This is a genomic window from Ruegeria arenilitoris (assembly GCF_013030985.1).
Lineage (GTDB): Bacteria > Pseudomonadota > Alphaproteobacteria > Rhodobacterales > Rhodobacteraceae > Ruegeria > Ruegeria arenilitoris_B.
On record NZ_WPYP01000016.1, the window covers coordinates 64263 to 75468 of the forward strand.

The following is an 11206-nucleotide window of genomic DNA, read 5'->3' on the forward strand; positions in this document are numbered from 1 at the left end:
TGACCGGACATTGGCACGCTAAACGTTGATGTCCGGTTTACACGGTTCTCAACGTGCCGCACATGCAAAGGACCGAAGCTTAGTCGACGGCAGCAACGGGCTTTTATCGCAGGTCCGAAATCGTCTGTGAGTACAAAGATCTAACGATCAGTCTTGCCGCACATCGCATTTCTCGAGCAATAAGCATCAAAGGGATGCCTAAGTGCGGAATCCAAAGCCTCAAGGCGACATCAAGCCGCCTTAAGAGCTCATGCAAAATAGACGGAGCGTTACCGCACGGCCAATGGTCCTGCCGGTTGTTGCTGGGTGATGCAGCCGACCCCACCACCATCAAGCGCGATGAACGTGCTGTCGACACCGACAATCTTGCGACCCGGGAACAGTTTTGCCAGTACCGATCGTGCGGATTCGTCGTCCGGTCCACCCAGCATCGGTGTGATCAGGGCATCATTGATCGCATAGGCGTTGACGTATGGAACGGGCATCTGTTCCCCATGCGTGGGATCGGTATAGGGCAGTCGCTCCATCTCGATTACTTCAAGCTTACGGCCCTTGGCATCCGTCGCTTCCTTGAGACGGCGCAGGTTTTCCTGGCACAATTGGTAGTTCGGATTTTTTGGATCATTTACTGTCTGAGCCAACACAACACCGGGTGCGAGATATTCCACTACGTTGTCGGCATGCCCATCTGTGCCTTCGTCCTCGACAAGCCCCAATCCGAGCCAAATCACCTTTTCGATGCCGAGGTAATCTCTCAGATGGCCCTCAATATCCTCACGCGACAGCCCATTATAGCGATTGGCATTAAGCATCACCTGTTCTGTGGTGATCAACGTACCCTCACCATCAACAGTAATACCGCCGCCCTCGCAGATAAAGGGAGCGTTATACACCTTGAAGCCGTAGTGACCGGCCAGGTGCTCAGCCACCCGCATATCCCTGTCACAGGCAAACTTGCCGCCCCACCCATTGAACTGGAACTGCACCAAGGCAACTTCATCGTCCTCGTTCTTCACAAAGATCCAGCCACTGTCACGGAGCCAGGCGTCATTGATCGGGACTTCCAGAATTTCGATGTTGCCGTAGCCCTCAAGAGCGGTACGAGCGCCATCGGCATCATCAGGATCAACAATTACGGTTACGGGCTCAAACTCAGCCACCGCCCGCATTACACCGGCGTATTCCGCCCGCGTGCGTGTCAGGTCACTCCGATAGCTCAGTTCCGTCGGCCAGCCAATAAACGTGCGTGCGTGGGGCGCGAAACGTGCAGGCATGCGGAAACCGTCTGAGAATGGAGTGTGTACCATGATCGTCTCCTGTTATGTTTGGTACGAGAAGCGGCGGCCCGAGTGGCCGCCGCAAAAAACAGTCTGAAATAATTCAGAAGCCAGCTTTGATCCGCTCGAACTCCTTCAGCATTTTCGCGGCAATTTCCTGCGACGGATTAAAGCCGAACAAGCTCGACGCCATGAACCCTTCGGGGTCGGAATAGCCATACGCCGCCACCGCATCCTGATCTGCGATTTCATATGACTTTGCGTTAGCGTGGGCGTAGCCCCAGGACTCGATCAAGTATTTGCCGCTTTCGGCAGATGACAGCGCATTAAGGAAATCATAGACTTCTTCATCACCGCCTTCCCCATTGTTCAGGTGCACGTAGCCGCAGGCCCAGCTGGCCACGCCGACCTCGGGGTCTCGGATCATCTTGGCGGGAATTTCATCAAAGATCATCGCCAGTTCGGTTGCATTCCAGGCCCAGGCAGCATGAATCTCGCCCGACTTGATGGCCGCATCCAGTTGTCCCTGGTCGCTCCAATAGAAACGCACGTTCGTGTGGACCGCACGCAGGAAGTCCGAGGCTTCCTGGAATTTCTCATCGGTCATCTGGCTCCAGTCGCTAACGCCAACGGCCAATGCGGCCAGAGCATAGGCATCCTCAACTGCGTCGGGCAACGAGATTTTTCCGGCCATGGCCGGATCCGCAAGCGTCTGAAGGTTGATATCACCTGTTACCAGATCTGTACGATAGACCAGACCGGTATTGCCCCAATCAAACGGCAGCATCCACACCTGACCATCAGCTGAGACGAAAGGCAAGTTGGCAAGCGTCGGCAGCAGATCACCCCAGGCTTCAAGCCGCGACACGTCAATCGGAGAGAGCATGTCGGTTGCCCGCATTTTCCCGATTACGCTGGTACATGGGTGCGCCAGATCAGCCTTGAAACCCGAGCGCAGCTTGTTAAAGCCCTCGTGGTCATCAGCAAAGAAAGAGAAGTTCGGAGCCTCACCATATTTTTCGACATACGCACCGAAAAAGCCAGGATCGTCGTAGCCCGACCAATCAAAGACCGTGATTTGCTCGGCCATGGCAGTACCTGACAGTAGGCTTGCAAACGTCGCTCCGAGCGCAATAGAAGTTACTTTCATCATATTTCCTCCACTGGTGATTTTAGTCCTGCGGCAAGGCGACTGCGGCAGCGCCACGGAAACCCGACCAAACCTTTTCGCCAATCTCAAAATGTTCACGGCGTTCGAAGTTGGTGATAGACGCTATGATCGGATCCTTGCGTCCATTGAGAGCGAGATAGTAATGTATGGTTTCGCCATAGAAGGCCCGATCAACCACTTCTGCTTCAGCAAAAACATCGGCACCTTCAGGACGGTTTTTCTCGACGTGAATGCGTTCCGGGCGCAATCCGATCGTAATCGGAGCCCCTGCCCTTTCTGACACCCCGTGTTCGTCGACAGAAACTTTGCCGAAGACTGGAAGATCGATCTCCAGAGATCCACCCTCGTGCGCGCCGATTTGACCTTCGATGAAATTCATACCCCCGATAAAGTCCGCGACTTGTTTGGTGCGTGGCGCTTGATAAAGAATTTCCGGCGCATCAACCTGTGCAAGTTTGCCGCCAAACATCACGCCGCACCGATCCGAAATCGTCATCGCTTCGTGCTGGTCATGGGTCACCATGAGGAAGGTGATCCCAACGGATCGCTGAAGTGCCCGCAACTCCATTTGCATCTGCTCACGCAGTTTCTTGTCCAGAGCAGACATCGGTTCGTCTAACAACAGGACTTTCGGTTCCAGAACCAACGCCCGTGCAAGAGCAACCCGCTGCCTCTGACCACCCGAAAGTTCGTGCGCCCCTCGGCGCCCCAACCCGGCAAGCCCAACTTTTTCGAGCATTTCATTGGCTTTGGCGCGTTTTTCGCCCTTGTTCAGTCCAGAGCGGGCCAATCCGAACACAATGTTCTCTTCAACATTGAGATGGGGAAAGATTGCATAGCTCTGAAACACCATGTTGGTAGGTCGGTGGTTGGCTTCGATGCCCTTCATCTCGCGCCCGTCGATGGTGATCGATCCCTCAGTCGGATCTTCGAAGCCGGCAATCATCCTCAGCAGGGTGGATTTGCCGCAACCAGAGGGCCCAAGAAGAGAAAAGAACTCTCCCTGTTTCAGTTGCAGGTCCACATTCTTGACAGCTTCGAACTGGCCAAATGACTTGCTGACATCCGCGATATTTACAGCGATTGGGGTATCCATGTCATAGTGTCCTATTCTGACTTGGTGGTGAGACGTGCACTGCGGCGGCGGAAATGCTCGGCCACAAGCAGGAACAGCACGGAAACGAGGATTAGAAGCGAACCAAGCGCAATGACGTTGGGCAGCTTTGCCGGGAAGCGCACCTGGCTCCAAATATAGACTGGAAGCGTTGGGCTGTTGCCCGACAGAAAGAACGCCAGGATGAATTCGTCAAACGAGACTGTGAAGCTGATCAGCAAACATGAGATGATACCGGGTGCGACCACCGGCAATGTTACACGCCTCAGGGCACCCCAAGTGCCTTCACCCAGGTCAATCGCTGCCTCTTCCAGTGAATCGTCGAATTGCCCGAAGGCTGAAGTCATGATCGAGACACAAAATGGGATTGTGAGGAGCGAATGTGCAAGAATGACCGTGAAAAGGGTCGTGCCGAGACCAATCCCGAGAAACAGGATCAACAAAGAAATCGCTATAATGATCTCCGGCATGACCAACGGCACCATGACGATGGTGTGGCTGACCCGGCGCATCGGATAGCGGTATTTGGCGATAGCCCGAGAGATCAGCGTTCCCAGGCTTGTGGCAACGATCGCCGAAAGGATAGCGACGATCAGACTGTTTTTCAAAGCATCGAACAGTGCCGTCTGCTCTGCGAGGCTGCCATACCATTTGGTGGTAAATCCTGTCAGCGGAAAGCCAAGAACCTTGGAATCGTTGAAGGAAAACAGGGGCAGGAGCAAGATGGGCAAATAAAGAAACGCCACATAGAGCACCGCATAGATTGGCAGCAGTCGACCGATCCGCGAAGTGAGTGTCGAGACGAGGCTCATTTCAGGCTCCTTTCCAGAAGTTTCAATGCACCGACAACAATGCAGGCAGCGATGGTCACGCAAACGACTGCGCTCAGCGCCAATGCTGAACCCAACGGCCAGTTGTTGGCTTTTCCGAACTGGACCTGAATCATGTTGGCAACCATTGCACCATCAGACCCGCCAACCAGCGCCGGAGTTACGTAGTCGCCAACGGTAGGTATGAAAATGATCAGGCAAGCACCGACAATGCCCGGGATCGAAAGGGGAAGAGTAACGCGTAGGAAACTGCGCACGGGACCTTCACCAAGGTCTTTCGAGGCTTCCAGAAGGCTACGATCGATCTTCTCCAACGAAACAAATATCGGGAGGATGGCGAATGGCGCCCAGGCATGTGCCAACGTCACGACAACGGCTTCTGAATTGTAAAGCAGTGTGTCGAGCGGCGCATCGATGATTCCAAGCGAAAGCAGCGCTGAATTTACTACACCATTTTGGGCCAGGACAATTTTCCACGAGAAGACGCGCAGCAGGTAGCTGGTCCAGAACGGAATGGTCACCAGGAACAACCACAGCGCCTTGCTCTTCTTTACGTTGAAGGCAATGTAGTAGGCTATCGGGTAAGCAAGCAGCACCGTCAGAAACGTGACCATGGCCGCGATACGCACCGAGCGGAAGATTAAGGTGCGATACAACGGATCGGAAAACACTTCCGCATAGTTTGCCCAGGTGAACTCTCGCCGCACTTCGACAAAATCCTGCGTCCAGAAGGAATAGGCGATTGTCAGCGCTACTGGCGCGGCTATGAGAAGAAGTACATAGAGCGTGGCAGGAGCCGACAACAATAGTCCCGTCTTCGTTTCCTTTGTTACTATCATTTCGGCCTCCTCCCAAGGCAGACCAAGTTATTTCGTTTGGCCATCAAAGGTGGAAATCGCGCCGTAGAGATCCGGACGCCGGTCACGAAAAACGCCCCAGTACCGACGGGTTTCGGCAATTTCATCAAGATCGAATTCGGCCGTCAGAACCACACCATCTTCCCGCTCGGCTTCGACGATTTTTTGGCCGAAATGATCGGCAATAAAGGAACCACCAAAGAACTCCATTCTCAGGGTGGAATCTTCGGTTGCCACTTCTTCGCCAACACGGTTCGACGCCAAAACTGGCACCAGATTGGCCCCGGCATGGCCGCACATAACTGTTTGCCAATGCGGAATGCAGTCCGCACCTGGTTTGGTGGGCTCTGAACCGATCGCGGTAGGGTAAAGCAGCATTTCAGCCCCTTGCAGGACCATGCATCGCGCCGCTTCGGGGAACCATTGATCCCAGCAGATCGCCGCACCGATGCGCCCGAAGGCTGTGTCCCAAACTTTGAAACCAGTGTCGCCGGGGCTAAAAAACTGTTTTTCCTGATAGGCGACATCATTAGGAATATGGGCTTTGCGATAAATGCCCATCACGGAACCATCCGCGTCGATCATCGCAAGCGAATTGAAATAACTCTGTCCGGCACGCTCAAAGAACGAGATGGGAAGAACCACACCAAGTTCTTTTGCAATCGAAGAAAAGTGCCGGATGGCAACGTTTTCTTCAGTTGCGGTTGCCAGATCGAAGTGTTTGTGGGCCTGTTCGATGCAGAAATAGGGCGCTTCGAACAATTCCTGAATCAGGATGACATTCGCACCCTTGCCTGCGGCCTCTCGAACAAGCGCTTCGGCTTTGGCAATGTTGTCCTGCTTGTCCCAGGAACAGCTCATCTGTGTTGCGGCAAGTGTCACTTTACGCATTTGAAGATGCTCCAGCTTTCGGTTGCTGTTGGGTGATGCAGTGGATGTTGCCGCCGCCATCCGCGATCGTATTTGTCATGACGCCCACGACTTTCCGGTCCGGGAACAGTCCTGCCAGAACGTCCATTGCTTCCTTGTCGTGTTCCGGAAAACCATATTGCGGGACGATCACACCGCCATTCACGAGGTAGAAGTTGATATATGACAGGAAGCGACGCGAGCCGTCCGCCTTCCGATCAACGGGTGGCGAGGTCACCTGATGGATAACGAGAGGATTGCCCTCTGCGTCCGTTTCGGATTCCAGAATAGCCCGATTAGCCAGCAGGTTTTCATAGTCCGAATCTTCTGGATCCGCGCTGACCTGACACAGGATGCCGCCAGGCACAAAGGCGGCCACCACGTCAACGTGACCGTTGGTTGAGTCATTCTCCAGCGTCCGGTTCAGCCAGATTACCTTGGAGAGCCCCAGCTGGTCACACAGCTCTTTCTCAAATTCTTCCGGGGTCGGGCCGCCATTCCGTGTGCGATGTTCGTAGCACTGGCGCGTCACCACGCAGGTGCCCTTGTCATCGATATTCAGCGCACCGCCTTCGTAGATCATTTCGGACGCGTTGTGCTCGGCGCCGGCTAGCTCGATCACCCGCGCGGCAACCTTCGCATCCCTGTCATGGGGCCATTCCCCGCCCCAACCGTCAAATACCCAATCCACACCGGCTAATGCACCGTCCTCATCCAACACAAAGGTCGGACCATTGTCGCGCAGCCAACTGTCATCCAGCGGACATTCCACGAGGTCGATGTTGTTTTGACCTTTGAGCGCGTCGATACCGTCGCAGCTTTCAGGGTCATAGAGCATGGTCAAGGGCTCAAACTGCGCAATGGCAAGTGCAACGTCCGCATATTCCCTGCGTGCCTGCGGCAGCGTTTCGCCATAGGTCAGCTCGGCGCAAGGCCATGCCATCCAGGTGCGGGTATGAGGGGCCCATTCGGGTGGCATTACATAACGTTTCATGCGATTTTAACTCCCTGTTTGACGAGGTCGTCGGTTGTTTTGCGGATGCCATCCTCAAGAATGTCGAACATTTGGTCGATCTGACCGTCGGTGATGATCAGTGGTGGCGAAAAAACGCACATATTGATAATCGGGCGCAGGATCAGGCCATTCTCCTGACAATGCGCATCAATCATCGCACCAACCGATTTATCGAGTGCAAGCACGTCTTCAGCCGAAGCATCAGCCACGCACTCGACACAGCCGACCAACCCTTTGCCACGCGCATCGCCAACTAGAGGAAGGTCGGCGAGGGCTCCGAGACGTGCTTCGAAATGGGGAGAAACATTTCTCACGTGCTCAAGGATGCCCTCGCGCTCGATAATCTCGATGTTTTTCAGCGCCGCAGCTGCGCTGACCGGGTGGCCCGAATAGGTGTACCCGTTGGAAAAGGTCGCACCTTGCGACTTGTCGCCGGCTACGTCCTCGATCAAGCGATCGGAAATGATACAGGCCCCCATCGGAACATAGCCAGAGGTCATGCCTTTGGCGCAAGTGATGATGTCCGGCACGATGTCAAACACTTCTTCGGACGCAAACCAATGACCAAGACGCCCAAATCCGGTGACTACTTCATCCGAAATATAGAGCACATCATGCTTGCGGCAGACTTCGAGGCAGCGCTTATGGTAGCCGGCAGGCGGCACGATTACGCCACCCGAACACAAGATTGGCTCGGCAATAAAGGCTGCGACCTTATCAGCTCCTATGGTGATGATCGCGTTCTCAAGATCGGCAATCTTTTCGTCCAGAAATGCCTCAACGCTCTGGCCTTCAGGCCTAACATAGGGGTTCACGTTGGGAAGGAAGTGGGTCAGGTGCGAGGCTTGGTCCAGCCATCCCTTGTCTCGCTCCTTTCCGCTCATCGAAGCGGCCAGATAGGTCGAGCCATGATAGGCCTTCTGGCGCGAAATCACGATCTTTTTCTCGGGACGCCCCATCACATTGTTGCGGAATTGGATAAAACGAAGTGCTGAATCCACCGCAGTCGATCCGCCGGTGGTAAAAAACACGTGGTTCAGGTCACCAGGGGTACGCTTGGCGATTTCATGAGCAAGCCTGGATGGCACCGAGTTGGCATTGTTGAATGGCGAGAAATAGGCCATCTCCATAGCTTGTTTGGCCATGGCTTCGGCAATTTCGGAATTGCCGTAGCCCACCTGAACACACCACATGCCCGCTGGACCATCAATTAAACGCTCGCCAGTTTCGGTAGTAACATAGATACCCTCACCACCTTCGGTGAAAGTTCTCTCGTTCTTTCCAATGTATTCCATTCCCTCCCAGGGGTGAACGAAGTTCTGGTTGTCCCAGCCACGAACCGTTTGGAAATCGGTGTTCAACAGCGTCATGGATCGAATCCTTATGTTGTCTCCATTTCAAAATGAATGATCGTTCATCGTGAGTCAATAAAAATGTACATACGTTCATTCATTGCATATCTGAAACTTGATCAGTAACATCCAAATTTGTACGACATAGGATTGCTGGCTTGTGGAAGAGGGACTCGCGAAAATATGGACAAGCTCGATCAAACGGACAGCTTGCTGAACACACGGGAACTGGGCAAATCGAAAAACCGACGCCATCTCCTCGACAGTGCGGCAAATGCCATTTTCAAATACGGCTTTCGTGGCGCCACAATTGCCAATATTCAAAAGGAATCCGGACTATCCCGTGGAATGATAAACCTTCATTTCGAAACAAAGGAAAACCTGCTTCTGGCGGTTGCCCAAGACCTCTCGCGACATTACGCGGAACACTGGGAGCACGTCGTAAAGGATCCGGAACTTTCTCCAGCGGAAAAGCTTCGAGGCATCATTACTACTGACTTGTCGGAAGAGGTTTTGAACGCCCGCGACGTTGCCATCTGGTTCGCATTTCGCTCTGAAGTAGCCTCTCACCCGGAATATGGAAAGTACATTGATTCCCGTGATGAAGGATTTCGCGCGGGCATCCTCGTTATTTGCACGCAACTGATCGAGGAGGGGCAATACGCGAATGCCGATGCAACTCTGGCCGCCAATAGCCTTATAGCGCTTCTTGAAGGGATGTGGACAGACTTCCACCTTCATTCAGATCACTTCGATCGCAAGCGGGCGGAAGAAACCTGTCTTTATGTGGTTCGAAGTTTCTTCCCCAACCATTTCTAGGCATCGGCAGAAGTACAAATCGTCCCAATGTGCAAGTTCTTAGGGAAGGCGTACACCGCCATCCAGACGGATAATCGAGGCGTTCAAATAGGCGTTCTCGATCATGAAACAGGCCAGCGCGGCAATTTCTGATGGATCGCCAAGTCGCTTGGGAAACAACGGCTGTTGCGCCAGAGCGTCCTGAGCCGCTTCCGGGAGCGAGGCCATCATGGGTGTCAGGAACAGGCCAGGCGCCATCGTGTTGACGCGAATACCGTGGGCTGCAAGATCCCGTGCCATGGGCAGCGTCATGCTGGCAATGCCACCTTTTGATGCGGCATAAGCTGACTGCCCCTTCTGACCATCAAATGCAGCGATAGATGCGGTATTGATTATGACCCCACGCTCGCCGTCTTCGTTAGGGGTGTTCGATTGCATCCGCTCAGCGGTTAATCTGGCCACGTTGAAACTGCCGATCAGGTTGATTTCCTGAACCTTGCGGAAATCATCAAGCGAGTGTGCTCCGTCTTTCCCCAAGGTTTTTTGAGCAATCGCGATTCCCGCGCAATTGACAACGGCATTCACGCGTCCAAGCTCTGCTGCCACGACGTCCAAAGCAACAGTGACATCATCGGCTGAGGTGACATTTGTTGGCACAAACACTGCCGCTTGTCCCAGCTCTTCTGCAAGAGCCTCACCACCGGCATGGTTCAGATCCAAGACACCCACCCGACCTCCATTTTCGACGATCCGGCGGGCACAGGCTTCCCCGAGACCGGAAGCGCCTCCGGTGACGATGGCAGTTGTTTCATTGAGCTTCATGAAGTTTTCCTTTTCCTCATTGTATTTTCAGCAAGAGTTGACCCAATCAGTGATCGGTCATAAAGGTCAGTTCTTTTTTGCTTGAGAATTTCGGGGAGCGCTTCTCGAAGAAAGCTGACGCCGCTTCTTTGAAATCTGGTCCCGCGACACACTTGGAAAACGCCAGCTCTTCATCGGCAAGCTGCTCGGAAAAGCTGTTTGGCCAGCTACCCTGCATCAGGCGTTTCAACATCCCTTGTGCAGTAGCCGGACCTTCAGCAATTTTTTTGGCTAGTGCCCAAGTTTCTGAAGTAAGGCTTTCGGGGTCGACCACACGATTCACCAAACCAAGTTCCAAGGCCTTTTGCGAGTCAATCGAGTTTGACAGCAACGCCAACTCGAACGCCCTTCGTGTTCCGACCAACCTGGGCAGATTCCAACTCGCACCACAATCTGGAGGGACGGCGACTTTCAGGTAAGCCAGGTTGAAAATCGCATCGCTTGCAGCAACACACAGATCGGACCCCAATGCGATAGAGAAGCCAGCGCCGGAAACAGGGCCTTGAACACTTGCGACAACGATCTTGGACGTGTTCGCAAGCAGGATAAGTGCTTTATGTATTGGGCGAATGACCCGGTGCGCGGCTCGCTCTTTGTCCTCTGCTCCGTGCAATTCCGCAAGATCACCTCCGGCCGAAAAACACCTGCCCTCTCCGGACAGGATGATGACACGAATGCTCCGGTCTTCTACAAGACCAGCCGTTGCCTCCAGAAACGCTCTGGTCATGTCGGACCCAAGCGTGTTCATTCTCTCGGGATTGTTCAACCGCATTTCCGCGACGCCATCCTTGCTGGTCACATCCAAGAGTTTCCGTGTCATCAATTCACTTTCTCCGCAGCATTGGGCCTCGTTCGGGATTTGATCTGGAAGCCATTCCATTTCGGGTTCGGTGGCGACGGAGGGAGAGGAGTGGCGCCACCGAACCCCGCGCATTACATGCGCGTTTCTCAGCCGAGTTTCTCGGTCAGTTCCGGGACGGCCTGGAACAGGTCTGCGACCAGTCCGAAGTCGGCGACCTGGA

General features: G+C 53.9%; 11 protein-coding genes and 1 pseudogene. 1 reads left to right on the forward strand and 11 read right to left on the reverse strand.

Annotated features, from left to right (window positions below; translation table 11 throughout):
• Positions 1-269 precede the first annotated feature (269 nt).
• The 8 genes from GOX88_RS22445 to GOX88_RS22480 all read right to left on the reverse strand — a co-directional run bounded on the left by GOX88_RS22445 (position 270) and on the right by GOX88_RS22480 (position 8543).
• The gene (locus GOX88_RS22445) at positions 270-1307 is read right to left on the reverse strand and encodes an agmatine deiminase family protein (protein ID WP_170407409.1); all 1038 of its coding nucleotides are present in this window, start codon (positions 1305-1307) and stop codon (positions 270-272) included.
• Positions 1308-1380: 73 nt separating this feature from the next.
• Positions 1381-2484 carry an extracellular solute-binding protein gene (locus GOX88_RS22450; RefSeq protein ID WP_367648098.1) on the reverse strand — a complete coding sequence of 368 codons (1104 nt, stop codon included), beginning with the start codon at positions 2482-2484 and terminating at the stop codon, positions 1381-1383.
• Positions 2450-3544, reverse strand: a complete 1095-nt coding sequence (locus GOX88_RS22455; protein WP_170407412.1) for an ABC transporter ATP-binding protein — start codon at positions 3542-3544, stop codon at positions 2450-2452. The genes GOX88_RS22450 and GOX88_RS22455 overlap by 35 nt, the downstream gene beginning before the upstream one ends.
• Positions 3545-3555: 11 nt before the next feature.
• Positions 3556-4374 carry an ABC transporter permease gene (locus tag GOX88_RS22460; RefSeq protein WP_170407415.1) on the reverse strand — a complete coding sequence of 273 codons (819 nt, stop codon included), beginning with the start codon at positions 4372-4374 and terminating at the stop codon, positions 3556-3558.
• The gene (locus GOX88_RS22465) at positions 4371-5231 is read right to left on the reverse strand and encodes an ABC transporter permease (RefSeq protein WP_170407418.1); all 861 of its coding nucleotides are present in this window, start codon (positions 5229-5231) and stop codon (positions 4371-4373) included. The genes GOX88_RS22460 and GOX88_RS22465 overlap by 4 nt, the downstream gene beginning before the upstream one ends.
• Positions 5232-5258: 27 nt before the next feature.
• Positions 5259-6200 (reverse strand): N-carbamoylputrescine amidase, encoded by a 942-nt coding sequence (gene aguB, locus GOX88_RS22470; RefSeq protein ID WP_254443405.1) that lies wholly within the window; start codon positions 6198-6200, stop codon positions 5259-5261.
• The gene (locus tag GOX88_RS22475; RefSeq protein ID WP_170407424.1) at positions 6133-7152 is read right to left on the reverse strand and encodes an agmatine deiminase family protein; all 1020 of its coding nucleotides are present in this window, start codon (positions 7150-7152) and stop codon (positions 6133-6135) included. The genes aguB and GOX88_RS22475 overlap by 68 nt, the downstream gene beginning before the upstream one ends.
• Positions 7149-8543: an aminotransferase gene (locus tag GOX88_RS22480; RefSeq protein ID WP_170407427.1), complete on the reverse strand. Its 1395-nt coding sequence runs from the start codon at positions 8541-8543 to the stop codon at positions 7149-7151. The genes GOX88_RS22475 and GOX88_RS22480 overlap by 4 nt, the downstream gene beginning before the upstream one ends.
• Before the next feature lie 165 nt (positions 8544-8708).
• Here GOX88_RS22480 and GOX88_RS22485 point away from each other — a divergent pair, with 165 nt between their 5' ends.
• Positions 8709-9344 carry a TetR/AcrR family transcriptional regulator gene (locus GOX88_RS22485; protein ID WP_170407430.1) on the forward strand — a complete coding sequence of 212 codons (636 nt, stop codon included), beginning with the start codon at positions 8709-8711 and terminating at the stop codon, positions 9342-9344.
• A gap of 39 nt (positions 9345-9383) precedes the next feature.
• On the opposite strand, the gene GOX88_RS22490 is transcribed toward GOX88_RS22485, so the two are convergent.
• From GOX88_RS22490 to GOX88_RS22500, 3 genes and pseudogenes are all read right to left on the reverse strand, one after another.
• Entirely contained in the window at positions 9384-10145 is a 762-nt protein-coding gene (locus tag GOX88_RS22490) for a 3-hydroxyacyl-CoA dehydrogenase (RefSeq protein ID WP_170407433.1), read from the reverse strand.
• Between the two features lie 46 nt (positions 10146-10191).
• Positions 10192-11004: an enoyl-CoA hydratase/isomerase family protein gene (locus tag GOX88_RS22495; protein ID WP_170407436.1), complete on the reverse strand. Its 813-nt coding sequence runs from the start codon at positions 11002-11004 to the stop codon at positions 10192-10194.
• Between the two features lie 128 nt (positions 11005-11132).
• Positions 11133-11206, reverse strand: a pseudogene (locus GOX88_RS22500) (electron transfer flavoprotein subunit alpha); the annotation flags it as partial.

Excerpts from the sequence above, each read along its gene's own strand:
- GOX88_RS22445 (WP_170407409.1), bottom strand. The coding sequence starts at position 1,307 with ATGGTACACACTCCATTCTCAGACGGTTTCCGCATGCCTGCACGTTTC.
- GOX88_RS22455 (WP_170407412.1), bottom strand. The coding sequence starts at position 3,544 with ATGGATACCCCAATCGCTGTAAATATCGCGGATGTCAGCAAGTCATTT.
- GOX88_RS22460 (WP_170407415.1), bottom strand. The coding sequence starts at position 4,374 with ATGAGCCTCGTCTCGACACTCACTTCGCGGATCGGTCGACTGCTGCCA.
- GOX88_RS22465 (WP_170407418.1), bottom strand. The coding sequence starts at position 5,231 with ATGATAGTAACAAAGGAAACGAAGACGGGACTATTGTTGTCGGCTCCT.
- aguB (WP_254443405.1), bottom strand. The coding sequence starts at position 6,200 with ATGGCGGCGGCAACATCCACTGCATCACCCAACAGCAACCGAAAGCTG.
- GOX88_RS22475 (WP_170407424.1), bottom strand. The coding sequence starts at position 7,152 with ATGAAACGTTATGTAATGCCACCCGAATGGGCCCCTCATACCCGCACC.
- GOX88_RS22480 (WP_170407427.1), bottom strand. The coding sequence starts at position 8,543 with ATGACGCTGTTGAACACCGATTTCCAAACGGTTCGTGGCTGGGACAAC.
- GOX88_RS22485 (WP_170407430.1), top strand. The coding sequence starts at position 8,709 with ATGGACAAGCTCGATCAAACGGACAGCTTGCTGAACACACGGGAACTG.
- GOX88_RS22490 (WP_170407433.1), bottom strand. The coding sequence starts at position 10,145 with ATGAAGCTCAATGAAACAACTGCCATCGTCACCGGAGGCGCTTCCGGT.
- GOX88_RS22495 (WP_170407436.1), bottom strand. The coding sequence starts at position 11,004 with ATGACACGGAAACTCTTGGATGTGACCAGCAAGGATGGCGTCGCGGAA.